A 25,855-nucleotide genomic window follows, 5' to 3' on the forward strand; every position below is an offset into this window, starting at 1 on the left:
AGAAAACTGGAAGCCTAAAAGAATGGTGCTGCTGGCGAGGATTGAACTCGCGACCTCTCCCTTACCAAGGGAGTGCTCTACCACTGAGCTACAGCAGCATTGCTGTCCTATGGCGGGTTAACTAGCCTGTTCGTCCCCGCCATGCAACCCCTAATCAGTCGTCGCGGTAAATCTTTTCATGCCGTTCGTGACGCTCCTGCGCCTCCAGCGACAATGTGGCAATCGGGCGAGCTTCCAACCGCTGAAGGCCGATGGGCTCACCTGTTTCCTCACAATAGCCATAAGACCCATCCTCAATCCGGGCCAGAGCCATATCAATCTTGATGATCAACTTACGGGCACGGTCACGGGTCCGCAGCTCGAAGGCGCGATCCGTTTCCACGGTGGCACGGTCCGTCAGATCAGCCTCACGGATACCCCCCTCAGACAGACTGGCCAAAGTCTCCCCGGCCTCCTTGAGAAGGTCCATCCGCCAATGAAGAAGCTTCTGCCGAAAATACGCCAGCTGCTGTTCATTCATGAACTCTTCATCTTCTGAAGGGCGGTAGTCAGGTGAAAGCGTGATCATTCAGAACTCCCTCTCGCAGAGCCTCCCCCACCCCACCGCTCCATAGCGACACGGACAGAGAAGTTGATGACCGGTTTATATCGGTCCGGTCAGAAATCGCCAAGACAGAGACCCGGGTTTTTTTGGTGAATATTCCATTTCAGGGAGAGAATAGTGCCAGTTTTCTCAACCTCACGCTTTATAACCCATATATTATATGGGACTTCCATTGTTCATTTATAAAAATGCTACAAGTATTTTATTTAACATTAACATAATGGGGCACCCTAGAGGTGGGAATCCCTCAGTTTTTTGCCAGAGCACCCCACCGGCTAGCCCGCACCCGCAGAACACGGCGACGCTCCATCTCCAGCACCTCGAAAAGCCAGCCAGAGAAAACGACCTTATCCCCCTTAGCCGGCACACGCCGCAGCAGAGCCATCACCGCCCCACCGAGTGTGTGATAACGGCCATCCTCAGGCGGAACGGGAATATCCAAACGCACACACACATCATCAATCGGCATGGTGCCATCGAGGATATATTCTTCTTTCCCATCGGCTTCCGTGACTTTTCTTGCCGACACGTCCAGCGCTTCATCCCCAATAATGGCCTCAAATACATCTGAGGGTGTCACAATCCCTTCAAAAGACCCGTATTCATCAAAAACGAATACAATCCCCAGAGAAATACCTTTGAGGCGTTCAATCATCCCCTGCGCTGTTAAGCTATCGGGGATAGCAGGCGGTGTCCGCAGGACAGCTTCTACGGAGAGAGGCAGGCCCAGAAGCAGCCTGTCCATCACATCTTTAGCCAGCATGACACCAACGGGGTGATCTACATCACCATCACACACCACAATGCGCCCATAAGAAGACTGGCGCAGCTTTTTGGCCAGTGTTTCGGCATCGGCATTGCGGTCTACCCAAAACAGTTCATTACGAGGCGTCATGATGGCCCGAACGGGACGGTCAGCCAAACGGAGCAGACGCTCGATAATCGCCCGTTCTTCCGTCTCCAATATGCCCGCCTGCATACCTTCTTGCAGAACGGCCTTCAGCTCCTCCTCCGTCACGGTTACACGGGGCATGGAGCCAATACCGATCAGCCGTAGAACGAGGTCTGTTGTCTTGCTCAACAACCAAACGACCGGCCTCGTACACCAGGCCAACACCACCAGAGTAGATGAGAGACGAATGGCAATGGTTTCCGGACGCCGCAAAGCAATCTGCTTGGGCACCAGTTCACCAAAAACCAGCATGGCGAATGTAATCAACGCCACAACGATGATGATGGACAGCTCCCCCGCAAAAGGCTCCGGAACCGCCCAATGCTCAATAAGCCGCTGAACCCCTTCTTCCAACTGGCTGCCACCGAAGGCACCCTCCAGAATGGAAACGAGAGTCATGCCGATCTGTACGGTCGGCAGGAAATTCTGAGGATTTTCTGCTAATTTAAGCGCCCGTTCTGCGCCTGCTACTTTCTTCTGTGCCAGATTGGACAGCCGGGCCCTCTTAGCCGAGATAAGAGCCAGCTCTCCCGTAGCGAAAATGCCATTGAGAAAGATCAGAAGAAGAATTGTCAGAACGGGAATCATCATAGGACTTATCCTGCCCTGATCTGCTCCACGCTACAAGACGCAGTGGAGCCCTCATCAGGGCAGGAAAGGAAAAACAGCCCTTACCTTACTTGGCAGCCGGAGCAGCAGAGCCTTCCGTACGGCCATTAATGCGGACACGTGGCCCACGAGCAGGCTTCTTGCCGCTCTTGGCTTCCTCGCCCTCAATACGCTCGAGCTGACGGGCTACTTCATCATCATAGCCATAAGAAGCCGGACGCTGATTGGCCAGAGAGATTTCTGGAGCCATGGGCTTTTCCGTCTCCGGTCCCTGAAGAGCCACTTTGATGAAATGCAGAGGGCGGCGGACCGCATCCATCACCGCAGTGGACTCATAACCGGAATGGACCATGCAATCGGCGCATTTCTCATAAGCGCCCGTGCCGTACTGATCCCACGCTGTATCGTCCATCAGCTCCTTAAAGGTCTTGGCGTAACCTTCACCGAGCAGATAGCAAGGACGCTGCCAGCCAAAAACCGTACGCAGCGGCTTACCCCATGGCGTGCAGTGGTAGGTCTCATTTCCTGCAAGAAAGTTCAGGAACAGTGGAGACTGCGTAAAGCGCCATTTATGGCCCTTGCCCAGACGGAAAATATCCCGGAACAGTGTCTTGGTCTTCTGGCGGTTCAGGAAGTGTTCCTGATCCGGAGCACGCTCATAGGCATAACCCGGTGCCGTCATAACACCATCAACACCCAGCTTCATGACTTCATCAAAGAATGCCGCCACACGCTCCGGCTTCACACCGTCAAAGAGCGTGCAGTTAATGGACACACGGAAGCCCTTGGACTTAGCCAATTTAATGGCCTTGACCGCACGCTCATACACGCCTTCCTGGCAGACAGACGAATCGTGCATCTGCTGGTCACCATCCAGATGGATGTCCCATGAGAAGAAAGGTGATGGTTTGTAATCATCGATCTTCTTCTCCAGCAGGAGGGCATTGGTGCAGAGGTAAACGTACTTCTTGCGTGCAACCAGCCCTTCGATGATCTGCGGCATCTCCTTATGCAGCAGCGGCTCGCCACCGGCCACGGCGATCACGGGGGCACCTGCCTCGGTATCAGCGTCCATGCACTCTTGATAGCTCATGCGCTGATTGAGAATCTTTGCGGGATAATCAATTTTGCCACAACCTGCGCAAGCCAGGTTGCAGCGGAACAGCGGCTCAAGCATCAGCACCAGCGGATAGCGTTTGCGTCCAGTCAGGTGCTGCTTGAGAACGTACCGTCCAACTCGGACAGCCTGCATCAATGGTACGGCCATTATAATCCTCTGATCATTTCTCCACTGGGGGCTGCATCACGGTATCAGAACACCCGTGCCTAGCGTACGGAATATCCTTCCATCGCTGGGACCCACCACGAAACCTGCCGGTTCCTTTGCAGAAGCAGCAAGGAAATGCAAGCACAAGAGGACATCCTTCCTCCCCTTCTGCACGCCCCTGATGCCCCATGCCACTGCTATAACGCCGTCAGACTCGTTCATTCAATCATAGTGCGCTATACTACCCTGCCAACTGTAGCAGATTCACCACAGTTACGCAGCATCCCGTAGGGACCCCGTGCCAAGAGTCCCATGGCCTCTTGCATGAACAGGCACATAGGAGGAAAGAGCATGCATATGAAACGTTGTCTTATGTTTTCCACTGGCATGATGGCCTTGCTAGCAGCTGTCCCCACCGCCATCGCCCCCTACTCCGCACAGGCGGCCGGCCGCTCTGCGGCTACTGCCCCAGCGGCGGCTCCTTCTACACCGCAAGCCCCGATTGCTGGCCTCTATAAAGCGCTGGAACAGTCCGAACATTCCGGGGCTGGCATTGGCAAGCGTAGCGCCATGATCGCCCCGCAAGTTGACCGGGCTTTCAACATGGATGCTATTCTCAAGCGTTCAGTCGGTCTGCATTACGACCAGCTCTCTCCCAGTGAGCGCGACGCCCTTATCAGCGCCTTCAAGCGGTTTACCATTGCCCGCTATGCGTCCACGTTCAAACCGGGGACAGACGCTACCTTCACCGTTGCCCAGAGCAGCGTGGACGAAGGGCGCACCATCGTCCATACGACCATTGGCAACAAGAACGATTCTCCCGAGTCTGCCACCCCCATTGATTACGTAATGGTTCAGGGCCCAGATGGCTGGCGTATCGTGGACATCCTGCTAGATGGCCATATCAGCCAGGTTGCTGCCCAGCGGGCTGACTTTAAAACCATCTTCAGTCAGAGTGGCGCCAGCGGACTGGCTCGTACGCTGACAAAGAAAGCAGATGACTTCCTGCAAGAATAAAACTGGACTGCATGGCTTTTCTCTTTTCAGACCCTTCCAAGACCATATCTAACCACTGGAATCGCCATGGCAGGGCTGGCAGGTTTTTCCTGCCAGCCAAGCAGACGGCCTTTATCCACCAGCAGGGGGCCATTCTGCCATATCAACATTATCATTCTAACGGACATCCTTGCTGATGCCTTCACTGCTTACGATAGCGTCTGCCGTGAGCGGCGCCTTTTCACTGGCCGGGTACATACAGGGCGCCGTAGGGACAGTCCTACTGGAACGATTCCGCCGGACCGTTCATGTCCCTGGTGATGCGTCTCCGTCCCCTCAACAGGGAAAACTCACCCCTCGTGAAGATTCCCTGCCGGGCGTGAGCATCATGAAACCCCTGCACGGGGACGAGCCTCTTCTGGAAGACGCACTGGAGACGTTTTTCCAACAGGATTACCCAGCGGCACGGCAAATCGTCTTTGGCCTTCAAGACAAGAACGACCCCGCTATAAAGGTCGTCCAGAAGCTACAGATGCGTTATCCAGAACAGGATGTAGCTATCGTCATCGACCAGACAGAACATGGCCCTAACCGCAAGGTGGGCAATCTCATCAACATGTTCCCCGCCTGCAAACATGACATACTAATCATTTCCGATTCCGACATTCATGTCAGTACGGATTACGTCACCAGCATTGTGCAGGCACTTCAGCAAGAGGGCGTCCAACTTGCCACGACTCTCTATGCGGGGCTGCCAGCCAGCCAGACGCTTGTCCGCAAACTAGGGGCCTGTAGCATCAACACCAATTTCCTACCCGGTGTCATGATGTCCCGCCTTATGGGGCGACAGGACTGCCTAGGGGCCACCATGGCCCTACGGCGGGAACATCTCGCAGAGATCGGCGGGCTGGAGGCCCTAGTCCAGCATGTAGCTGACGATGCTGTGCTCGGGCAGTGCATCCGCCGCAATGGTGGGAAAATCGCCTTGGCCCACACCATCTGTCAGACCACCGTAGCTGAGACAGATATGGGCGATCTCTTCCGCCACGAACTACGCTGGGGGCGGACTGTCCGCAGTGTGGAACCGGTCGGCTATGGGCTTTCCGCCCTCCAGCTACCGCTCTTCTGGGGAAGCCTCTGTGTCCTTTTTGCACCAGCCCGCTTATTTTCCTGGGCTCTGCTAGGGGGCGGGCTTCTCTGCCGCCACGTCATGACACGCCGCATCGGACAGCTTACAAACTGCGCTATGCTCGGCCTTTTACCCCATCTCATCTTCCGGGATTGGCTCTCAGCCCTTGTCATGATTGGTAGCGCTCGTGGCACACATGTAACGTGGCGGGGGCAGTCGCTGCACATCTCCCGTGGCAAAAAACTTCCGAAGTCCCTATAACAAGCTCAATTCACCTTGAGTGCCCCTTTCTCCCGTCAACGATACCGGCGTTGACAGGCCGACATTATCAGGAGTGTCCGTTCATGTTGAGAACACTGTTTCTGCAGCCCCCATCTTTTGATGGTTTTGATGGTGGTGCTGGCTCACGTTATCAGGCCAAGCGGGAAATCCGCTCCTTCTGGTATCCCACGTGGCTGGCCCAGCCTGCAGCAATGGTACCCGGTTCACGCCTGATTGACGCCCCCCCGGCCAAAATGGGCATGGGGCCGATCCTTGAGGATGTGAAGAATCGTGATCTGGTGATCATGCACACCTCCACCCCCTCCTTCCCGTCTGACGTCCGCGTAGCCCAGATGCTGAAGGACGCCAACCCGAAGCTGAAGATCGGTATGGTTGGTGCCAAGGTGGCCGTGCAGCCGGATGAAAGTCTGGCACAGGGCAGCCCGATTGACTTCGTGGCCCGTAATGAGTTCGACTTCACCATTAAGGAAATTGCCGAAGGCAAACCCCTTGCTGAGGTAGACGGTATCACTTGGCGCAATGAAAATGGTGAGATCATCACCAATAAAGACCGCGCCATGATTGAAGACATGGACAGCCTGCCCTTCGTCACGGAAGTGTACAAACGTGACCTGAAGATTGAAGATTACTTCATCGGCTACCTAAAACACCCGTACATCTCCATCTATACGGGCCGTGGCTGTAAATCTCGCTGCACCTTCTGCCTGTGGCCGCAGACAGTGGGCGGGCACCGTTACCGTACACGCAGCCCCGAGCATGTGGCAGCCGAGATCAAGCTCGCCATGAAATACTTCCCGCAGGTGAAAGAGTTCTTCTTCGACGATGATACCTTCACCGATGACCTCCCCCGTGCCGAGGCCATCGCCCGTGAGCTGGGCAAGCTGGGTGTGACATGGTCCTGCAATGCCAAAGCCAACGTGCCTTACGAGACGCTAAAAGTTCTGCGGGACAATGGCCTGCGTCTGCTGCTCGTTGGTTATGAGAGTGGTAACCAGCAGATCCTGCACAACATCAAGAAGGGCATGCGCATCGAGACAGCTCGTGAGTTCACAAAGAACTGTCACAAGCTGGGCATCAAGATTCACGGGACCTTCATCGTTGGCCTGCCGGGTGAGACAAAAGAGACCATCCGTGAGACCATCGAATACGCCAAGGAAATCAACCCGCATACCATGCAGGTTTCCCTTGCTGCACCGTATCCGGGTACATTCCTGCACAAGCAGGCTTCTGAAAATGGCTGGCTGAACGAAGAAGAAGCCGAGCTGATTGACGATAACGGCGTGCAGATCGCCCCGCTGCATTACCCGCACCTCTCCCATACGGAAATCTTCAAGAGTGTGGAGACCTTCTATAAGGAGTTCTACTTCCGCCCTTCCAAGATTTTTGCCATCCTCAAGGAAATGGTTACCGACCCGCAGATGCTCAAGCGGCGCCTGCGTGAGGGTGTAGAGTTCTTCCAGTTCCTCCGTCAGCGTCATTCTTCCTGATGGCGGTCTGAAACTACCGAGCAGAAAAAGGCGGCTCTATCAGGCCGCCTTTTTTATACCCCGCGCCGACATTCCCATGCGGGCCTGATTAAGGCATCATGAGATGCAATCCGCCGCACATCATGTGCCCGCAACATCCATTCCCCTTCTCCCATGAGCCAGACCATGACTGTTGCCCCCGACCGCCGTGTCATTTTCTCTGCTGATGATTTCGGCATGAGTGTGGAAGTCAATGAAGCTATTGAAGAGGCCCACCGTAATGGCCTTCTTAGTACGGCCAGCCTCATGGTCGCTGCCCCCGCTTTTGAGGACGCTCTAAGACGGGCTCAGAGAATGCCCAACCTGAAGCTAGGGCTGCATCTTGTTGTTATTGAGGGCGACTCCCAGCTCCATCTGCCCATCATCACGGATCAGAAAGGCTGGTTCGGCAGCAATCAGCTTGCTCTAGGCTTCCAATATTTCTTTTCCCCCGCCACACGCTCCGCCCTGAAGAAGGAAATCCACGCCCAGTTCCAGCAATTTGCCCGTACAGGGCTGGAGCTGAACCATGCCAATGCACATAAACACATGCATTTGCACCCGACCATCGGGCGTATAATGCTCCATGTTGGCAAAGCATACGGGCTAAAAGCCGTCCGCACACCTATGGAGCCCGCTGCCCCGCTAGGAGAAAAACCCAGCCTTGGGGATCGTGCTCTAGAACAATGGACCCGCATCCTCCGCCGCCAGATTCATCAGGCGGGCATGAAGACAAATGACTCCTGCTTCGGCCTGCGTTGGTCTGGCCATATGACGCCAGAGCGCATCCATCACCTCATCCCGCAACTGCCACCCGGTGTCAGTGAAATCTATTTTCACCCAGCGAAAGGCCAGAACAGCCAGATGGCAACCCTCATGCCCGGTTATCAGCCAGAGCAGGAACTCGCCACACTGACCAGCCCCGTGACAAAAGACCTTCTGGCGGCCAACGCTATCCAGACCACAACATGGGATGCCCTCTGAACCACCTCTCCCGTTGCTCCCATAAAAAAAGGCCAGCTTCCCGGGAGGAAACTGGCCTTTTCTTTCATCTGACCGATTTATCAGACCTTCAGAGAGAAGCCTGCATCAGGCCGGCCACCGAGACGGGTTATGACATGGCCTGCAGCCTCGTTCCCCAGCGTAGCACACTCCACCAAGGGACGCTTCCGGCTGTAACCAGCCAGAAAACCAGCTGCAAAAGCATCACCCGCACCCGTTGTATCAACAACTTTCACGGGCTTTGTCGGCACCTCATGCCGTGTCTCACCCGCCTGAACAACGGCACCCTTCTCCCCACGTGTTACCACGCCCAGCGCTACATCGCCGGAAAGGGCCTTCAGAGCCTCATCGAGATGTTCCGTCTCATACAGAGCCAAAATCTCTCCCTCATTAGCGAACAGAATATCAACTGATTCCGCTACAAAGGAACGGAACGCCGCCTGATGACGCTGGATGCAGAACGCATCAGACAATGTCAGAGCCACTTTACGCCCGGCCTCATGAGCCAACCGAGCCGCATGATAGAAAGCCTCCTGCGCCTGTGGACGGTCGAACAGGTAGCCTTCCAGATAGGTAATGGCTGATTCTGCCACGACCTCTGCTACGACATCCTCCGGGGTGAACTCCACACAGGCACCCAGATAAGTGAACATAGTACGCTGACCATCCGGTGTGATCAGCACGATGCAGCGGGCTGTCGGGATATTCTCGTTCCCAGAAAGTGGAGCTGAGGGAAAAGCAATGCCCTGTGCCTTCATATCAGCAGTGAATTCATCACCAGCCTTGTCCGCCGCGACCTTACCTAGATAGGCTGTCTTCGTGCCCATCCGTGCGGCTACGACCGCACTATTCGCCGCTGAACCACCACCGGCTACCTGCTCGACACGAATACGCTCTTCAATCCGTGCCATTGTGGGGGCGTCAATCAGGGTCATGCTACCCGGTGCAGCACCAAATTCGGCCAACGTCTCGGCACTGACAGTGGCCAGTACATCCACAATGGCGTTACCGATGCAGAGAAGGTCATATCTGGGAGCGGTAGAAGACATAAACAGCGACTTTCTTTCATTTTTCAGGCAATCTATCTGCTACCATAACGCCCGTAGCTGGCATATCAATGCATCTTTGACACCCAGCATTGACAGGCCAGCGAAAAGCCCCCTTTACTGGGACGGTCACTCTGGCCGGGAACGCCTTTTGGCTCTATTTCGGTTACACATCTTCTGCTGGAACGGGGTTCCAGCATCATAGTTCAACAGACCTGTGGCCCATACAGCCCCACCCAACTGTCTGACCAAAGGAAATCATGTCTCTACCTACGCCTCCTTCCCCCATGCCCGGTTCCGCTCCCCGCCAGCGGGCCTCCTCCAGCCGCTTCCATGGTCAGGATAATGGCGGCTATACCGATAACGCCCGCACGCTTATCGTACACAGTGGCGTCACCATCCGTGGCAACATCGAGAACATCGAACGTCTCATCATTGAGGGAACCCTCGAGGTGGAGCATCTGACCGTCAAAGAGATTGTCATCTCTCCTGAAGGGTCGTTCCGTGGTGCTGCCGAGGCAGGAACTGCGGAAATTTCTGGTACGCTGGAAGGCGAGCTGACCGTCCGCAACACACTCACCGTCCGTGCTAGTGGGCGTCTCATCGGCGATGCAGAATGTCGCCGCCTACAGGTAGAAGAAGGCGGACAGATCACCGGCAAACTGGGCATGATCACCTCCCCACTCCCAGGGACAAAAGAACACGTCCATACTCAGCCCCATGATATGGCTGATGCACCGGCAGGAGCGCAGAAAGGCTGACATACAGTTCAGCATCATGAGATAGAAAAGGCTGCCACCCCACATCGGGATGGCAGCCTTTTTTTCGTGGCAGATTACCACGCCCCCGTCACTTCACTCAGTGGCGGCGGTCACGGATCTTCACATAGGCAATAGCCGCATGTTCGGCACAATAGGGCTTACCAGACAAAGGCGTCGCCCCACAGAAATGGAACTCTGGCGTACCCGGGTCACCGATGGGCCACTGGCAGGTCGGCCCCTGACGTGAGGCACGCTCCACTGCCCCCCGTACACGGCGGGGCGGGGCCACTTTACGCTGCGGAATAGGTGGTGCAGCCGGACGAGGGGCCGGAGCTGGCTCGGCTTCTTTCGCCTCCTCCACAGCCACGGGAGAAACCGTATCCTCTTTCAGCGCAGCCGCCTTAGCGGGCTTCTCTTCACTGGCGGGTTTATCAGCCTTTACCTTGCTCTTGGTCGGCTTTGCTGCCCCCTCCGCAGGGGCTTTCACCGTTTTGGCAGCAGGTGCCTTTTTCTTCTCCACAGGCTGAGCAGAAGGTGCGGGCGTTCCTACCTCTGTCTCTGCCGTAACAGGTGCAGCTTCAGCCTTCTTAGCACGGGAGCGAGCAGGCTTAGCCGCCCCCTCTACAGCTGTCTTGTTGCGGATAGGAGAAGGACGAGGCGGCAAGCCAAGACGATGAGCCTTACCGACAACCGCATTTTTTGTAATAGCAAGCTGGCGGCCGATCTCAGCCGTTGAGAGGCCCTGCTCCCAAAGCTCCTTGAGCCGTGCGATCAGCTCGTCTGTCCATTCCATAGCCATCCACGTTTTCTCCACTCATTCCCACAGCATAGTATCGTGGCGATCCTGCACCGTATATTTAGCAGAAACTGGGCCAACCCAAAACCGGCCCGCTGCCCTCATGCACCCCGGACAGAAAAGGTTATGCCCTGTCCACTACCTGCAACTGCCCCTTGCTGACAAACAGAACCTTTTCTCCCCTCAACAGGGCTTGTGCCTCATGGCCGAAAAGCTTGGCTCGCCATCCTTTAAGAACCGGCAAATCCGTCTCCCCCTGTGCCAGGCGATCCAGCTCGTCAGAAGATGCAATCAGCCGTGCCGCCACACGCCCCTCCTCACTCCGTGCCGTGAGAAGAACCTTGAGAAGAGCCAACACACCAGACGGTGCCCGAGGACGTTCTGCTCTGCGTTTATTCGGCAATTCCGGCCGTTCACTCTCCGGACACTGCTCTCCTCGTTGCACCGCAGCCAAAATCCCACGCCCTAGCTCACTTCTGGAGAAATCAGCCGTAACGCCACGTATCCGGGCCAGAGACCCACTATCTTGCGGGCGGGAGACGGCAATCTCCAACAAGCTTTCATCTCGGATGATGCGCTGGCGGGGTAAATCGGCCTGCTGGGCAGCTTCCTCCCGCCATGCGGCAACCTCCCGCAGAATAGCTAGCACTTTGCGGTTATTAGTCCGTGGCTTCAACTTCACCCAGAGGCCTCTAGGATCGGGCCGGAACACGCTAACTTCACCTAGGGCCGCAAGTTCATCCTTCACCCACGGGAGACGACCCTGCTCCTCCAGCTGATGAAGCAGTTTTTCGTAAATAACCCGCAGATGGGTCACATCTGCACTGGCATAAGCAATCTGAGCTTTAGAAAGCGGACGAGCCGCCCAATCGCTAAAACGGTGCGACTTATCAATGCTCTGGCCTGTCATGGAAGAAACAAGATTGTCATACCCAACCTGCTCACCAAAGCCAGCCACCATAGCCGCCACCTGTGTATCAAACACATTAACAGGCAGTTCATCAAACAGATGTAGGAAAATCTCAAGGTCCTGCCGAGCAGCATGAAAAACCTTCACGCAATCCGGCTCAGCCAGAAGAGCGGCTAGTGGGGAAAGATCAATGCCCGGTGCGCAGGCATCAATCAGGGCCACATCCTCAACACCGCCAAGCTGAACAAGGCATAGACGAGGCCAATAGGTCTTCTCCCGCACGAACTCCGTATCAACCGCCACAAATGGCTCGTGACGCAACTTCTCGCAAAGAGATGACACCCCGGCCGAGGTGGTAATCATAACGGGGGCAGGAAAATCAGGCTTTTTTGACATGGCGGCCATCTTACACTCTCTGCTGGAGGCTGACCATCGCCTCCACCGGCATATCCCCATAAAAACAGCCCGACAGCAGAGGGTCACTCCGCCATCGGGCCATGATCAAACCTCATACGGGATATGAAGAACTATATTACCCGATATGAGAGTCCAGCCATGCTTTGAGCTGGCTCTTGGGCAGGGCACCCATCTGCTGGGCCACCGGCTTGCCAGCCTTAAAAAGAATCATCGTCGGGATGCTACGTACACCAAAGGTTGTAGGTGTTTCAGGGTTGGAGTCGATATCCACCTTTGCCACGGTGACACGGCCTTTATAATCCCGGCCGATCTCATCCAACGCCGGAGCGATCATGCGGCACGGGCCACACCATTCCGCCCAGAAATCCACCAGAACAAAACCCTCAGCCTTGAGAACATCTGCCTCGAAGCTCTGATCAGTCACTGCTACCGTATGCTCGCTCATGATATAATCCTTCCCCTCACAAACACTGTAATCCACACCTGGTATCTCTGATATGAATCAGACAGGTGACCAGCTGTGCCGCCCCTGTGCCGCAACGGGGGCCTTACACGCTCTTTTTTAATCAAGTACCTCTCTAGTACTGTTACCTTTGCAGATGAGACATCTGCTTGAGAAACAGGTATTGCCGCACAGCGTAATATGTTTTCTCTATATTAGACAGAGGGTAACAGACTCCTAACACCATTCTCCTCACCCCAAGGGCATATTCTGCTTATCCAGCAGAGATTCCGGCAGTTCCGTCACGGAGGGGCCATCTACCCAGACAAGGAAGCAGCGGACTGGATGCCCCGGATACAGCCCCTGCATAACACGCCGATAACTGGCCATCTGCCCCAGATAGGCTGCTGGCACACGCTCCACCCGAGAAGGGGAGCGGCCCGTCTTATAATCGCAAAGCCATACAGTCTGGCCATCAAAGCAGAAACGGTCCACTTGCCCCAGCACGACCCGCCCCGTGCCATCCCCCGGACGGCCCAGAGTGCCAGAAACCCCCTGCTCAGCTCGACTCCCCGGCCCGAAAAGTGGCGCAAGAACATCCATCCCCATAACAGACACAACATGCTCTGCCAGACTGATGACATCCTCTTCCGCCAGCCCTGGCATGGTATGCCGCAACCATGCTTCGGCCTTCCTCTGCTGCTCTGCTACTGGCACATCTGGCAAGAACTGTAACAACCTATGTACCAGCGTTCCACGCTCCATAGCATCCTGACGACGACGGGCAGGCTGGGGAATAACGAGCCCATCCTGCAGAATCTCCAGCGGCGACCGAGACGCAGGCAACGGACCATAAGCTGCATCTTCCGGCCGACTCGGTGCCAGCGGGCGGGCCAAGGCATCTTCATGCGGTGCGGGCGTTACCTGCCAATCTGGTGCCTGTCCTATCCAAGCAGGCAGCATAGGCTTAGCCTGTGTAGAGCCGGACCGCCCTTTCCCAGAAGATGGTGCCGCCGTAACGGGCATCTCCAGCACGAAACGATCCCCCACCCAATCATCCTCAAAAGAGGTAACGGTGACGGCTGCTTTTTCTTTCTTCAAACGTTCCATACCCGCAAGACAATACTCATACCAAGTGGTACCCTTTTTGCCCTTATTGCCAGGCTCCCAACCGCAGATAAGCAACGCATCACTGGCACGGGTCAGAGCTACATAAAGCAGACGGTTCTTCTCCTCCTCCTGACGGGCCTGCTGCTGAGCCTGCAATGATTTTATCTGATCCGTCTCTACATCCTTATGCGGCACCCAAAGGGGACCATACAGCTCATCCCCAGCAAGGCTGGTGTCGGGCATGGCGACATCCAACTCTACCCATGAAAGAGAATCAGCCCTCCCCACCTGACCAGTCGTGTCGGGCAGGATAACCAAGCGAGCCTGCAACCCTTTGGACCCATGCACCGTCATAATCCGCACGGCATCAATCTCGGCTTCACCCTCTCGCTTGCTTTCCACATTACTAGCCCGTAGCCAGTGCAAAAAACCCTGAAGAGACGGCGGATGCTGGGTTTCATACGTCAGGGCGGCTGTCAGCAGCTCATCCACGGGCTCGGCGGCTTCGGCACCAAGACGGGCCAGAAGACGGGCACGCCCCCCCTGTACACCCAAAGCCTGCATGAGGATGTCATAAGGCGTATCGTAGTCCACACGCTTATAAAGGGCCTGTAACCGCTCCCACGCTGCCTGCCATTCTGGCCGTTCTTTGTGTCGTCGGGCTAGAAGACTCCAAAGCGGCATACCGTCCCGCCCCAGCTCCCGCCGCCGTCCATCCGCCGTTGCCAGAGCCATGAGGGAATCATCACTCAACCCACCCAGAGGAGACGTCAGCACGCTGGCCAGACTGAGGTCATCCTGCGGCAGCAAAAGTGCATCACAGAGTGTCATTAAGTCCTGAACGGCAGCCTGTTCCACCAGCCCGCTTCCAATGAAACTTGCCACCGGTACACCCCGTGCCTTCAGAGCCCGGATCAACGCCCGCAGAAAGTCAGAGCGTTTGCGTACCAGAATCATCACCTCACCGGCTTTTAGCGGTGCTGTACCGGGCTGGAGCGGGCGGCCTATCTGCTCCTGAATATGTCTGGCTAATGCATCAGCCAGACGCTGCGAGGCACTCCGCTTATCCTCATTCTTCTTCGGTGCACGCCACGGGTTGGCTTCTTCCCCAGCCAGGTCAATGTCTTCCTCTGCCTTAAGGGGGACTAGAGGCCACAACTCCACACGCCCACCGCCGCCAGAACGGGCCGACTGATGCGCAAGCGCACTGTCATCCCCCTGTTCCCGCAAGCCATCCAGAGCGGTATTATCATCACCAGCAAAGACGGCATCCACAAAATCAAGAACAGGCGGCAGAGACCGGAAAGAGACGTTCAGCTGCGGGTCTTCCCAAAGAAAACCAGCACCTTTCACACGGCGGGCGAATTCATGCCGCCATTTATGGAACTGCTCCGGTTCTGCGCCCTGAAAGCGATAGATGGATTGTTTAAAATCCCCCACCGCAAAGACGGTCCGAGGCCGAGGCGTCTCCTCCCGCCCCCCAACGCCAGAGAAAAAATCCGCCGTCAAAGCACCGGCAATCTCCCATTGCAGGCTAGAATTATCCTGCACTTCATCCAGCAAAAGATGATCGATACCGCCGTCCAACTTGTACAGAACCCATGCCGCCCCCGGCTCCCGCAGAACATCACGAGTCCGGGCGATCAGGTCATTATAATCAACCGCTCCACGGTTCCGTTTCTCATCAGCAAATCGCCCCATGACCGGCAGCGCAAGGGACAGAAAAGCCACATTGAGCTCTAAAAGCCGTTGGGTGCGAAGACGCTCTTGCAACACCTGCTGACGTCTGCTCTCATCCAGACAGCGCTGCACCAAGTTAGGAGCCGCCTTACGGGCCTTAGCCCCTAGATGGTGGCTCATGTCCTTGATCTCGCCTTTCTGCTTAAACAAGAGCGACAACAGCACCGTATCATCCCGCTCGGCAGGGTTATCACACTCCAGCCAGCTCAGAAACGTTTTAAACTGTTCCCTTTTAGAAACCGCCAGACACGACAAAGCCTCCTGAATATCAGCCCGCCATGCCGCTTCATCTTCCAGTCGGCAGGCTTCAGCCTTCAAGGCTGCGAAAGACTCACTCCCCGCTTCTAGCAGCCTCTGATAGGCCTCTTTCACCCGATCCGGCCACATCTCCCAAATTCGCAGCAAAGGCTGAAGCAAACCAGACTTCTGATTAAACTGCCTAAGCAAGCCCAACATACTGTTAAAATCCGTCAAACCCGCCAGAGTCTGCACAGGGTCCTGATCCTGCGCCAGACTATCCTCCAACGCACGACGAAGAGCCATCTGGCCGTCCGCTTCTTCCATCAGGACAAAATGCGGGTCCAGCTCTGCCTCCAGCGGGAAACGCCGCAAAAGAGACTGACAAAAGGCATGGATGGTCTCAATCTGTAAACCGCCCGGCGCATCCAGCACTTTCAGGAACAGGCCACGGGCACGTTCCCGTGTGGCAGGCGTATTGGGAACATCCAACGCCGCCAACGCATCCCCCAGTTTTTCATCCGAAAGAGATACCCAGTGACCGAGATGGCTTTGCAAACGATGGGCCATTTCGGCGGCAGCAGCCTTTGTGTAGGTCAGACACAAAATGCGGGAAGGCTCTGACCCTTCCAACAACATAGGCTGGCCATCAGCACCGATCTGCTCCAAAGGTAACATGAGGCGAAGGAGCCGGTCGATCAGCAGCTTCGTCTTTCCTGACCCTGCCGAGGCCGAAACGAACACGGAAGCCATAGGGTTCGAAGCCCGCTTCTGGGCTTGATTGGCGGCATCAAGGGCCTTCTGATGATCGGCCTTACCTTGTACTGAAAACGCAGTCATGCCTCATCGCCTCCTGCCAGCTGCCACTCCGCAACGCGGGCAAGCTGGGTATAGTCACTATAACGAGCCGTTTTCCCGGCCCAAGGCTGGGACCGATAAGGCTGGGATGGGTTATCATAATCCGCTAGAAGGGTCCGCAACTGCTCAAGGACTGGACTTACCAGATCATCCAGCGATGCCCCTGACCTTGGACCAGGAATGGGTTTTTTCTCACCAACCGTCATCCCTCCGCTCAGTTTCCAGTAGGTTAACGCTTTCGTTTTCAAAGCAGGTAGCCCTTCAAAAGCACCCTTTTCCAGAAAAGCAGCTTCCAGCACCAACTGGGATGACCACCCCTCAACTACCTCTTTGTTTCTGGGAACACTCCCCGTCTTGTAATCAAAGATGCGCCCTGTCGGGGCCTCGCCCGGCTCATCCCACAAATCAATACGATCCGCCCGGCCGATGATACGAAACTCACCACCCGGCAAGCCCCGCAACGTGTAGTCCAGCGGCACCTCGGTATAGGATGTACAATTCAAACGCCCTACTCGACGCCAATACTCCTGCGCCAACACCCAATCGGCAATACGGTGCAGGCGGGGCCGCCACCAACTGGCAAGAGCCGGATTCACCACCGCTTCATCAAGCACCTCGTCAAAATGACGGTGCAGCGTCTGTTCTGCATGTTTCGGCCATGTACTGGGATGCTGCTGGACCATGCGCTCCAACGCTGCATGAACAATATTCCCATAATCAGCATGCTCCGCCCCCTCTTCCAAGGGGGGTAGAGCCCGCAGACCCAGCACATAACGAGCATAGATAGCGTATGGGTCCTGCTTGAGCAGATCAACCTTGGTGATGCTCAACTGCCGAGGGCGCAGATGTAGAGGGGGGCATGGTTCTGGCGGGGCCACTGGCATCGCCTCACCGAGGGGCATATCCAACATGGTCTGCCATGCCAAAGCTGGGTGATGGGGAAGCGTGATCTGCTGCCCTTCAAGAAACGCCGAAAGACGCATCAACCACCGGGCAGGAACGGATGGAGACCCTTCCCGCCGCCGTGCATGCGAGAGAATGACAGTCTTCGACGCTAATACAGCCGCCACAAAGTCATGCGCCTGTGCCCCAATGTGCCGCTCTGGCGAGGGCAGGCCAACACGCTGACGCATGGGGCGGCTCATCCATGGGCCAGATTCCGCAGCTGGAGGCCAGACACCTTCATTCAAACCGCCCAGAATAACAGTATCAAAGGCCAGAAGGCGCGCTTCCAACACACCATAAATGGAAATTCGGGGGTGGGCGAGTTCCACACCACCCTGATAGCCCCGCAGACCCGTCAGCGTCTTGCCTGCCATGCTGGCCGTCAGCAAACCTTCCAGAACTTTTAGAGGCTGAGGAGGAAGATCACCCGTATGGCTCATCAGCTCAACAAAATGTCGAGACAAAGCCCCACCATCTTCTCCCAACCAAAGCCGGGAACCAGGGCGGGACTGGTCAGCTTCGTGCCCCTCATCCTCCACTGTGGCGAGCCGCTCGGCAGTCTCCAGAAGGGCCGCTAGCAGCTCTGGTACAGAGGCGGTCTCTGCCACCCCTAACAAAGGCCCAAACGCTTCCTCCACCTTATCTAGAAAGAGTTCGAGACGTTCCGGACTATCTGGTGCATCGGCCTGATAGCCGTTATCTGTCCGCTGCGCTTCCTGCAATACGTCAAGAGCACGGCGCAGCCCCTCTAACCCTGGCTGAGGTGCAGGACCACGCAGAAGCCGCCTCTCCAGAAGGCGAGCACTGGCACGGGCACGGCCGGGGGTCATCCCCAAAGCCACCAGCGGATGCTTGAGGACAGACAGAAGCGCAACCGGGCTGAACCGAGCTGCGACTGCCTGAGCAATAAGCCGTAGAAAAACAGCCGTTGGAGTACGAACCAGCGGCTCCCCAGCACTATCATCCGCATGAATGCCAAAACGCAGCAACTCAGCCCGGACACGATCTGCCAACCCACGATCCGGCGTTACCAACGCACCAGTCCGCCCCGGCTGGCTGGCTACATCCCGCAGGATCAACGCAATGGCCTGCGCCTCCTGCTGCGAGTCCGCTGCTGGTAACAGGCTGATCCCAGAGGGTGTAACATCCCCCACAGGCTGCCCCCAACGGGCAATGCCTGCCTCCGGCAACATAACATGCTGAAAGAGATTTTCCCGTTCTGGGCGCAGCAAGTCTCCCCACAGGGCAATATCCGACCGTTTCACCCCGACCCGTGATAAAAACTCATGAAACAGGGCCTGAGGATGCGTTGGAGGAAGCTGCTCCCACAACTCTTCATCCATATGACAATCCAGCCCCTGAAAGACCACCATACCTTTCGGCAGTGCTGCTACGGCCTCCAATGCTGTGGCCACACCTGCGGAGCCATCCACAAACCCCACAGCCCAGAGCGGATAATCCGGTGGCATATCTGCCCAAAGGCTGGCCTGTGCCTCAATCAGAGCAACTTGCCGAGCCATGATATTGCTACGCCCTTCCTCCTGAAGGATGGCAGGCCATGCTTCCGTAACAATCTGGAGAAACTCCAACGTCTTTTGCCAGTGCCCGGCAAAGTCATCCGTCACAGCTTTTGGTAGAGTCTCGTGGAGGTCCACACCATTCCGCTCAGCATCATCCATCAATTCTGCCAGAGCCTGCGCCAATGGCCAGACACGATCAATCGTGCCGCCTTCCCGGCCGGATGTGGTGGTGAAAAAAGGCGCTGCCAGAATCAACCGTGCTAGCATCGCCAGCCGGAAAACCGGCCCCACAGCGGGCGGTAAGCTCTCATCCAGCGTCATGGGGAAGAGGCTCTGCTGTTCCAAATCACCTAAAGACACAATGGCCGGAAGCAAAGCTGGTTGGCCATCCAAAACCCGTAGGAAAGCCTCCATGAGGGCACGGGCTACACGGCGACCAGGCACGAGAATCGTACCGCTATCACCACCACTTCGCCCAGTCGAGCTAGCTTCACCCCCCACACGGTCTAACCAGTTCCGCACGACCGTATCCAGAAATGGGCAAGACGCTGGAACAGTCGCAATATTCAATGGATATGCTTGTGTCATGGCGTCAGCCCCTCCACCAACGTTGCCGAAAGAGCCTTCAGTCGTTCCTCCGGCCAACCACGCAGAGTTACAACACGTTCCTCCTCACCCCGCCCATGCACGAACATGAAATACAGTGCATCCTCAGGCATCAACTCTTCAGCACGTTCTGGCCATTCCACCAGCATGATACTCTCACAAGCATCATCCCAAGACAGTTCATACAATTCATCTGGGCCGGATAGACGCCAAAGATCATAATGGAACACCATTCCAGCCTTGGTGTCATAGGGTTGGACCAACGCAAAAGTCGGGCTGGGGACTTCCAAAGATTCATCACCTGCCAGATGGCGGATCAATGCCCGAGCAAATGTGCTTTTACCGGCACCCATCTCCCCCTGAAGGGCCAGACAGTCCCCGCTGCCGAGCATCCCTGCAAGATGCCGTGCCAGAAGAACCGTCTGCTGCGGAGAAGAAAGATGCACGTCCATAGGAAAAAAAATGCCCTGTATCGCTACCTAATATGATGTCTGCAATCATTGCCGAAGCGTCATCCAGACACAAGAGAAAGCCTCTCCCGGCTACGTCCGTTTCTGTCGGAAGAATAAACAGGAAGCCACGCTACCGGGCACGCAAAAAACAAACCTCTACTCGGGAGGCAAAAAAATGCTTATGAATACTAGCATGACACATGCAGCTTCTACCCACACGACAGATGTCGCCATTATTGGCGCAGGCCCAACGGCACTTTTTGCCGCTTTTGAATGTCGGATGCTACGTCTGGACTGTATCCTAACGGATGTTCTCGACAGTGTGGGGGGGCAATGTGCCGCCCTATACCCGGAAAAACCGATCTATGACATTCCGGCCCATCCCTCCATCACCGGCGGAGACCTTATTGCCGCCCTAGAGGAGCAAATTGCCCCCTTCAACGTGCCCCGCCTGCTTGGCAGCCGGGTTAGCCATCTGGAAGGTAAGCCCGGGGCCTTCACCCTGAAGAATGAGCGTGGCGACACAATCCATGCTAAAGCCATCATCATCGCTGCCGGGGCTGGTGCCTTCGGGCCGAACCGCCCTCCACTGGACGGGCTGGACGCTTATGAACGCAGCGGTGCCGTGCAGTATTACGTAAAGAAACGGGCCGACTTCACCGGCAAGCGCATCGTCGTGGCCGGGGGCGGGGATTCCGCACTGGACTGGGCCCTCTCCCTTTCCGACCTTGCCGAGAAAGTTTATCTCGTCCACCGGCGGGACCGCTTCCGTGGAGCACCAGAGACACTGGCGCAGATTGAAGCAAAAATCACCGCCGGGGCTATCGAGAAGGTCGTCCCCTACCAGCTGCATGGCCTGAAGGGCGAAAACGGCCAGCTGACCCACGTAGACCTCATCGCCATGGATGACACAGTCCGCTCTCTGGAAGCGGACGTGCTGCTGCCTTTCTATGGGCTTTCAACAGACCTTGGCCCGGTAGCCTCGTGGGGGCTGGAAACACAGCGCAGCACCATTGCTGTGAACCCAGCCACCATGCAGACCAGTCTTGAGGGCATCTTTGCCATTGGTGACGTGGCCCAATATCCCGGTAAAATGAAGCTGATCCTTCAGGGCTTCTCTGAAGGGGCCGTGGCCGCCCATGCGGCGCATCATGTCGCCCATCCTGACAAGGCTCTGCGCTTTGAACATTCCACAAGCCGGGGCCAGCCGGGCACGCCTTGATACGACTTCGCCGCCCATGAAAAAAGCAGGTACCCGAACCGGGCACCTGCTTTTCTTTTATCTACTTGATGACAGGTCCGGTCAGGCAACTTCCTTCAGGAAAACAACCTTTGAAGCCCCGCCCTCAACAAGGGTTTCAATGGCCTTGTTGAACACACGCCCATGCTCGGTCCCCATATGGGCCTTAAAGGCCGCCTCATCCCGGTAACTTTCCTCGACATGGAACAGGTCCGGCTCATCCTCCAGCGTATAGACGATAAACCGCACGCAACCCGGCTCGGCCCGCACATTTTCGGCCAGGGCTGTCAGCAGGCTAGCAACCTTCTCCCGATGGCCGGGGAGTGCTCTCATGGTGGCATAGAGGCTCTTGGTCATGACATTTTTTCCCTTCTTCCCTTATGAAGCCCCACCATCATGCCACAATAGGGCAGAAACCTGATACAGCCTGACATAGAAAAAGGCCGGAGCAATGCCCCGGCCTTTCCGTATTTCCCGAAACGGATGCTAAGCCTTAGCCCTTTGCACCACGAGCGGCACGCTTGCGCTCGTGCGGGTCCAGATAACGCTTACGCAGACGGATAGCAGACGGTGTAACTTCCACCAGCTCATCATCTTCGATGTAGGCAATAGCCTGCTCAAGGCTCATCTTGCGGGGCGGAACCAGCACGACGGCATCATCCTTACCGGAGGCACGCATGTTTGTGAGCTTCTTCTCACGCACGGCGTTCACTTCCAGATCATTCTCACGAGAATGCTCACCAAGGATCATGCCGGTGTAGATCTTCTCACCCGCATCCACGAAGAGCGTCCCACGATCCTGAAGGGAGAACAGCGCATACGGCGTTGTCGCACCATCCTCGGCAGAGATCAGGGAGCCATTGCGGCGACCTTCAATCGCACCAGCATGCGGCTGGTAGGAATGGAAGAGACGGTTCATCAGACCGGACCCACGGGTGTCGGTCAGGAACTCGCCGTGATAGCCGATCAGACCACGAGACGGGATCATGAATGTCAGGCGGACCTTGTCACCACCGGACTGACGCATGTCCTGCATCACACCCTTACGCAGAGACATCTTCTCCACGACCACGCCGGAATAAGGCTCGTCCACGTCGATGACGACTTCCTCGAACGGCTCTTCCTGCTCACCCGTTTCCGGATTCTCACGGAACAGCACACGGGGACGACCGATGGTCAGCTCGAAGCCTTCACGGCGCATGTTCTCGATCAGAACGCCCAGCTGAAGCTCACCACGACCAGCCACCTCGAACGCCTCGCTTTCCGGGCTGTCCGTCACCTTGATGGCCACGTTGCCTTCCGTCTCCTTAAAGAGGCGGTCACGGATCTGACGAGACGTTACCTTCTTGCCTTCACGACCACCCAGCGGACCGTCATTGATGCGGAAGGTCATGGAGAGGGTCGGCGGGTCGATCGGTGTGGAGGGCAGCGGCTCCTCGATGGACGGCTCGGCCAGCGTGTCAGGAATGGTAGCCTCGGAAAGACCAGCAATGGCGACAATATCACCAGCTTCAGCTTCCTCGACGGGCACACGGTCCAGACCACGGAAGGACAGCAGCTTGGTGATACGGCCTGTCTCAACCACGCTACCATCGGCACGGAGGGCACGGATCGGCATGTTCACCTTAGCACGGCCCTGCTCGATACGGCCTGTCAGGATACGACCAAGGAAGTTGTCGCTCTCCAGAATGGTGGAGACCATGGCGAACGGCTTGTCCTTATCCAGCCCCGGGCTCGGAACATGCTTAAGGACGAGGTCGAACAGCGGATGCAGGTTCTCGCGCGGGCCTTCCAGCTCTGTATCCGCCCAGCCCTGACGGCCAGAAGCGTAAAGCATGGGGAAGTCCAGCTGCTCATCATTGGCACCAAGGGCAGCGAAGAGGTCGAACACCTCATCGTGCACCTCGTCCGGGCGAGCATCGCCACGGTCCACCTTATTAACGACAACCATCGGGCGCAGGCCACGGGCCAGAGCCTTACCCAGCACGAATTTTGTCTGCGGCAGGGCACCCTCAGCGGCATCCACCAGAATCACAGCACCATCCACCATGCTCAGGATGCGCTCCACCTCACCGCCGAAGTCGGCGTGGCCCGGTGTGTCGATGATGTTGATGCGGGTGTTCTTCCACACCACAGAGGTACATTTGGCGAGAATGGTAATCCCGCGCTCACGCTCGAGATCATTGCTATCCATCGCACGCTCGGTGACGGCCTGATTCTCACGGAAAGTACCAGACTGCTGGAGTAGCTGATCTACGAGTGTTGTTTTCCCATGATCGACATGGGCAATAATGGCAATGTTACGGATGTCCATGAACGATCTTTCAGGAAGTGACAGATTGGGACAGAATGATGCCCTTACTGCACCGAAACTGATTTTTTTGCAAATCCGAACCGTGTATTAACCCCGTACAGCATCAGATTTTATGCCTTCATTTTTTCATTCCTGCGGCAAAGGACCAGTTTCATGACCGATCACACGCCCAAAGGCCCCACCGCTCCCGGCACGGAAAAACTCAGCCAACTTGGTCGCCAGACCATCCAGCCGGAGTCGCCCGATGTTGCCGAGCTGGAACGTGTCCCAGCCCCCCATAAGGGACGGCGTTATGTTGTCCGCTTTACCGCACCAGAATTCACATCCCTCTGCCCAGTGACAGGCCAGCCGGATTTTGCCCATATCGTCATCGACTACATCCCGCGGGACTGGATTGTGGAGAGCAAGTCTCTCAAACTCTATCTCACTAGCTTCCGCAATCACGGGGCCTTCCATGAGGATTGTTCTGTAACCATCGCCACACGCCTTGTAGAGCTGCTAGACCCAGAATGGCTGCGTATCGGGGCCTACTGGTACCCCCGTGGCGGTATGCCGATTGATGTCTTCTGGCAAACAGGCCCTGCCCCGGCTGATGTTTGGATTCCTGCACAGGATGTTCCCGGCTACCGGGGCCGCGGCTAAAACCGCAATGAAGGGCACGGACCAAACCGTGCCCTATTTCTCCCCTCAGAAACCGAGCGTCACATCCCCGCCAATCAAGATACGATTCTGATGCCGGAAATCAGCAAAAGGGCGAGTGTTGTTGAGCGAACGATCAAACCGAATTTCTGGGCGGATCTGAAGCAACTTGATGTGATGGCCGATATTCGGCCGCCAGACGGCGTTAAAAGACAAATCGCCATACGTAGTCGCGGGGGCGGTGTAAGTGCGTGCGGGCAGGCCCAACAGTGACCGCCCATACCCCGTATCTTCCGGGTACTGCACGACGAATTGACCCGTACTGTCCCGATATACTTCTGCTCTAGCGTTAAAGGTCAGGGTCGAGGTTGCTGCATAGGCCCCCCAAACAACGCCACTCCATGTGTTGGCATCCAGCCCTTCATCATGCACCTGCGTAGCCTCGGCTGTCAGGCTCCATTTGGGATTGATCTGCCATGTAGCGTTGATGTCATTCCAAAAACGCTGTGCCTCATGCGCCCGGTGGCTACCCAGCAGGCGGCGGGGGTCTTCTGGCCCGACACGCAGCAGATAGGTCACGGACAAGGCACCACCAGCCAACTGACTGGCATTGAACCCCACATAACCTGCTGGCTCACCATTATTATTCCCACGGCCAAAGGACTTCTGATTCCCTGCATCCATCCCAAACAAAACGGCATAATGGGAGTTCAGATGCCATTGCCCATAAAAACCAACATGCTCAAAAGGATTGGAATACTGCGCCGTGTAGGACATGGTGTAAAAAGCACGTCCTGCCGGGTTCAGCACTTCCACCCCCATGGGGGACGAAAGAATCCCAAGCTGCATATCCAATCCGTCTTTTGTCAGCCACGGCATATGCAGAGCGATGTTCGCCTGAATGGGCGTTAACTGATAACGGTGATGGTCCAGCCAGCGGTCAGAAATCCCTGTGGTAATGTACGCTCTGGCATCGGAGCCATAAAGCATCTGGATATTAGCCCCAAGACCATAACCATCACCAATCGAATCCACGGGTTTTGTGATCGTCAAAGCAACCTGATTGAGCATCCCCGTATCGCTGTGGGACTGGAGAAGCTGGCCAAAATTCATGCCATTATCAGGGTGGCCCGTATTGGCCATCGCCCCACCTTCTACCTGCAAGCCAACATCAATGTCGGAGAACCAGCTTTTCCCTGCTGAAGGCACTGTGGCAGGCTGTACAGCACTAGGTGCCGCTACCGGTGCTGGAGATGAGACTACCGCACCTGAAGAAGCAGAGCCGGCCTGCGTAGCCTGAACGGACCCACCTTGCTCGCTAGGGGCGGCCTGTGCGCCCTCCACACCCAGATCGACCCCGCCACACAAGCTCATCATCATTACAACATACCGCCAGTGCTGCATGATCCATCCCACCTATTGTTCCGCTTCCGTAAGTATATCCATCTTCTGAAAAACGGAACAACAGCAAAAACG

General features: G+C 56.2%; 20 protein-coding genes and 1 tRNA gene. 7 read left to right on the plus strand and 14 right to left on the minus strand.

The genetic code is table 11. The features are described 5' to 3' along the window. Positions 1 to 23: 23 nt before the first annotated feature. The 4 genes from CPA57_RS06525 to hpnH all read right to left on the minus strand — a co-directional run bounded on the left by CPA57_RS06525 (position 24) and on the right by hpnH (position 3,432). Positions 24 to 98, minus strand: a tRNA-Thr gene (locus tag CPA57_RS06525). A 56-nt stretch (positions 99 to 154) separates the two neighbouring features. Further along, positions 155 to 568 carry an RNA polymerase-binding protein DksA gene (dksA, locus tag CPA57_RS06530; protein ID WP_182082018.1) on the minus strand — a complete coding sequence of 138 codons (414 nt, stop codon included), beginning with the start codon at positions 566 to 568 and terminating at the stop codon, positions 155 to 157. Between the two features lie 283 nt (positions 569 to 851). Continuing rightward, a complete protein-coding gene (locus CPA57_RS06535; protein WP_182082019.1) occupies positions 852 to 2,147 on the minus strand; it encodes a hemolysin family protein in 1,296 nt (431 codons plus the stop codon). A gap of 85 nt (positions 2,148 to 2,232) precedes the next feature. Next, on the minus strand, positions 2,233 to 3,432 hold the full coding sequence (gene hpnH, locus CPA57_RS06540; protein WP_077396048.1) for an adenosyl-hopene transferase HpnH: 1,200 nt from the start codon (positions 3,430 to 3,432) through the stop codon (positions 2,233 to 2,235). 351 nt (positions 3,433 to 3,783) lie between these two features. Here hpnH and CPA57_RS06545 point away from each other — a divergent pair, with 351 nt between their 5' ends. The 4 genes from CPA57_RS06545 to hpnK all read left to right on the plus strand — a co-directional run bounded on the left by CPA57_RS06545 (position 3,784) and on the right by hpnK (position 8,328). Then, a complete protein-coding gene (locus CPA57_RS06545) occupies positions 3,784 to 4,449 on the plus strand; it encodes an ABC transporter substrate-binding protein (RefSeq protein ID WP_229709310.1) in 666 nt (221 codons plus the stop codon). Positions 4,450 to 4,624: 175 nt separating this feature from the next. Then, positions 4,625 to 5,818, plus strand: a complete 1,194-nt coding sequence (gene hpnI / locus CPA57_RS06550; RefSeq protein ID WP_182082020.1) for a bacteriohopanetetrol glucosamine biosynthesis glycosyltransferase HpnI — start codon at positions 4,625 to 4,627, stop codon at positions 5,816 to 5,818. Positions 5,819 to 5,901: 83 nt separating this feature from the next. Continuing rightward, the gene (hpnJ, locus tag CPA57_RS06555) at positions 5,902 to 7,326 is read left to right on the plus strand and encodes a hopanoid biosynthesis associated radical SAM protein HpnJ (RefSeq protein ID WP_182082021.1); all 1,425 of its coding nucleotides are present in this window, start codon (positions 5,902 to 5,904) and stop codon (positions 7,324 to 7,326) included. A 165-nt stretch (positions 7,327 to 7,491) separates the two neighbouring features. After that, positions 7,492 to 8,328, plus strand: a complete 837-nt coding sequence (gene hpnK / locus CPA57_RS06560) for a hopanoid biosynthesis-associated protein HpnK (protein WP_182082022.1) — start codon at positions 7,492 to 7,494, stop codon at positions 8,326 to 8,328. An 80-nt stretch (positions 8,329 to 8,408) separates the two neighbouring features. Here hpnK and CPA57_RS06565 read toward each other — a convergent pair whose 3' ends face one another. Then, positions 8,409 to 9,395 carry an adenosine kinase gene (locus CPA57_RS06565; RefSeq protein WP_182082023.1) on the minus strand — a complete coding sequence of 329 codons (987 nt, stop codon included), beginning with the start codon at positions 9,393 to 9,395 and terminating at the stop codon, positions 8,409 to 8,411. 257 nt (positions 9,396 to 9,652) lie between these two features. Between CPA57_RS06565 and CPA57_RS06570 the strand changes: the two genes are divergently transcribed. Beyond that, on the plus strand, positions 9,653 to 10,153 hold the full coding sequence (locus tag CPA57_RS06570; RefSeq protein WP_182082024.1) for a bactofilin family protein: 501 nt from the start codon (positions 9,653 to 9,655) through the stop codon (positions 10,151 to 10,153). Between the two features lie 97 nt (positions 10,154 to 10,250). Here the strand turns inward: CPA57_RS06570 and CPA57_RS06575 are convergent, their stop codons facing one another. The 6 genes from CPA57_RS06575 to tsaE all read right to left on the minus strand — a co-directional run bounded on the left by CPA57_RS06575 (position 10,251) and on the right by tsaE (position 20,186). Beyond that, positions 10,251 to 10,952, minus strand: coding sequence for a GcrA family cell cycle regulator (locus CPA57_RS06575; RefSeq protein WP_407647567.1), 702 nt, complete (start codon positions 10,950 to 10,952; stop codon positions 10,251 to 10,253). 121 nt (positions 10,953 to 11,073) lie between these two features. Beyond that, positions 11,074 to 12,264, minus strand: coding sequence for a ribonuclease D (gene rnd / locus CPA57_RS06580; protein ID WP_182082026.1), 1,191 nt, complete (start codon positions 12,262 to 12,264; stop codon positions 11,074 to 11,076). Between the two features lie 127 nt (positions 12,265 to 12,391). Then, positions 12,392 to 12,721, minus strand: a complete 330-nt coding sequence (gene trxA, locus CPA57_RS06585; protein ID WP_077396035.1) for a thioredoxin TrxA — start codon at positions 12,719 to 12,721, stop codon at positions 12,392 to 12,394. A 249-nt stretch (positions 12,722 to 12,970) separates the two neighbouring features. Continuing rightward, positions 12,971 to 16,645, minus strand: a complete 3,675-nt coding sequence (addA, locus tag CPA57_RS06590; protein ID WP_182082027.1) for a double-strand break repair helicase AddA — start codon at positions 16,643 to 16,645, stop codon at positions 12,971 to 12,973. Continuing rightward, positions 16,642 to 19,716 carry a double-strand break repair protein AddB gene (addB, locus tag CPA57_RS06595; RefSeq protein WP_229709311.1) on the minus strand — a complete coding sequence of 1,025 codons (3,075 nt, stop codon included), beginning with the start codon at positions 19,714 to 19,716 and terminating at the stop codon, positions 16,642 to 16,644. The genes addA and addB overlap by 4 nt, the downstream gene beginning before the upstream one ends. After that, on the minus strand, positions 19,713 to 20,186 hold the full coding sequence (tsaE, locus tag CPA57_RS06600; protein WP_182082028.1) for a tRNA (adenosine(37)-N6)-threonylcarbamoyltransferase complex ATPase subunit type 1 TsaE: 474 nt from the start codon (positions 20,184 to 20,186) through the stop codon (positions 19,713 to 19,715). The genes addB and tsaE overlap by 4 nt, the downstream gene beginning before the upstream one ends. A gap of 193 nt (positions 20,187 to 20,379) precedes the next feature. On the opposite strand from tsaE, the gene CPA57_RS06605 reads away from it, so the two are divergent. Next, positions 20,380 to 21,408 (plus strand): NAD(P)/FAD-dependent oxidoreductase, encoded by a 1,029-nt coding sequence (locus CPA57_RS06605; protein WP_182082116.1) that lies wholly within the window; start codon positions 20,380 to 20,382, stop codon positions 21,406 to 21,408. Positions 21,409 to 21,489: 81 nt separating this feature from the next. Here the strand turns inward: CPA57_RS06605 and CPA57_RS06610 are convergent, their stop codons facing one another. Continuing rightward, the gene (locus CPA57_RS06610; protein WP_182082029.1) at positions 21,490 to 21,783 is read right to left on the minus strand and encodes a putative quinol monooxygenase; all 294 of its coding nucleotides are present in this window, start codon (positions 21,781 to 21,783) and stop codon (positions 21,490 to 21,492) included. Positions 21,784 to 21,919: 136 nt separating this feature from the next. Further along, on the minus strand, positions 21,920 to 23,740 hold the full coding sequence (gene typA, locus CPA57_RS06615) for a translational GTPase TypA (protein ID WP_043558056.1): 1,821 nt from the start codon (positions 23,738 to 23,740) through the stop codon (positions 21,920 to 21,922). A 153-nt stretch (positions 23,741 to 23,893) separates the two neighbouring features. On the opposite strand from typA, the gene queF reads away from it, so the two are divergent. Beyond that, complete coding sequence (queF, locus tag CPA57_RS06620) at positions 23,894 to 24,382, plus strand: preQ(1) synthase (RefSeq protein ID WP_182082030.1); 489 nt, start codon at positions 23,894 to 23,896, stop codon at positions 24,380 to 24,382. A gap of 45 nt (positions 24,383 to 24,427) precedes the next feature. On the opposite strand, the gene CPA57_RS06625 is transcribed toward queF, so the two are convergent. Continuing rightward, a complete protein-coding gene (locus CPA57_RS06625) occupies positions 24,428 to 25,783 on the minus strand; it encodes an outer membrane beta-barrel protein (RefSeq protein ID WP_229709312.1) in 1,356 nt (451 codons plus the stop codon). Positions 25,784 to 25,855 lie beyond the last annotated feature (72 nt).

Source organism: Bombella favorum, from assembly GCF_014048475.1.
Taxonomy (GTDB): domain Bacteria; phylum Pseudomonadota; class Alphaproteobacteria; order Acetobacterales; family Acetobacteraceae; genus Bombella; species Bombella favorum.

Excerpts from the sequence above, each read along its gene's own strand:
- CPA57_RS06535 (WP_182082019.1), bottom strand. The coding sequence starts at position 2,147 with ATGATGATTCCCGTTCTGACAATTCTTCTTCTGATCTTTCTCAATGGC.
- queF (WP_182082030.1), top strand. The coding sequence starts at position 23,894 with ATGACCGATCACACGCCCAAAGGCCCCACCGCTCCCGGCACGGAAAAA.
- CPA57_RS06610 (WP_182082029.1), bottom strand. The coding sequence starts at position 21,783 with ATGACCAAGAGCCTCTATGCCACCATGAGAGCACTCCCCGGCCATCGG.
- CPA57_RS06565 (WP_182082023.1), bottom strand. The coding sequence starts at position 9,395 with ATGTCTTCTACCGCTCCCAGATATGACCTTCTCTGCATCGGTAACGCC.
- CPA57_RS06605 (WP_182082116.1), top strand. The coding sequence starts at position 20,380 with ATGACACATGCAGCTTCTACCCACACGACAGATGTCGCCATTATTGGC.
- tsaE (WP_182082028.1), bottom strand. The coding sequence starts at position 20,186 with ATGGACGTGCATCTTTCTTCTCCGCAGCAGACGGTTCTTCTGGCACGG.
- dksA (WP_182082018.1), bottom strand. The coding sequence starts at position 568 with ATGATCACGCTTTCACCTGACTACCGCCCTTCAGAAGATGAAGAGTTC.
- hpnJ (WP_182082021.1), top strand. The coding sequence starts at position 5,902 with ATGTTGAGAACACTGTTTCTGCAGCCCCCATCTTTTGATGGTTTTGAT.
- CPA57_RS06570 (WP_182082024.1), top strand. The coding sequence starts at position 9,653 with ATGTCTCTACCTACGCCTCCTTCCCCCATGCCCGGTTCCGCTCCCCGC.
- typA (WP_043558056.1), bottom strand. The coding sequence starts at position 23,740 with ATGGACATCCGTAACATTGCCATTATTGCCCATGTCGATCATGGGAAA.
- CPA57_RS06625 (WP_229709312.1), bottom strand. The coding sequence starts at position 25,783 with ATGCAGCACTGGCGGTATGTTGTAATGATGATGAGCTTGTGTGGCGGG.
- addA (WP_182082027.1), bottom strand. The coding sequence starts at position 16,645 with ATGACTGCGTTTTCAGTACAAGGTAAGGCCGATCATCAGAAGGCCCTT.
- hpnK (WP_182082022.1), top strand. The coding sequence starts at position 7,492 with ATGACTGTTGCCCCCGACCGCCGTGTCATTTTCTCTGCTGATGATTTC.
- addB (WP_229709311.1), bottom strand. The coding sequence starts at position 19,716 with ATGACACAAGCATATCCATTGAATATTGCGACTGTTCCAGCGTCTTGC.
- CPA57_RS06575 (WP_407647567.1), bottom strand. The coding sequence starts at position 10,952 with ATGGCTATGGAATGGACAGACGAGCTGATCGCACGGCTCAAGGAGCTT.
- rnd (WP_182082026.1), bottom strand. The coding sequence starts at position 12,264 with ATGGCCGCCATGTCAAAAAAGCCTGATTTTCCTGCCCCCGTTATGATT.
- CPA57_RS06545 (WP_229709310.1), top strand. The coding sequence starts at position 3,784 with ATGCATATGAAACGTTGTCTTATGTTTTCCACTGGCATGATGGCCTTG.
- trxA (WP_077396035.1), bottom strand. The coding sequence starts at position 12,721 with ATGAGCGAGCATACGGTAGCAGTGACTGATCAGAGCTTCGAGGCAGAT.
- hpnI (WP_182082020.1), top strand. The coding sequence starts at position 4,625 with ATGCCTTCACTGCTTACGATAGCGTCTGCCGTGAGCGGCGCCTTTTCA.
- hpnH (WP_077396048.1), bottom strand. The coding sequence starts at position 3,432 with ATGGCCGTACCATTGATGCAGGCTGTCCGAGTTGGACGGTACGTTCTC.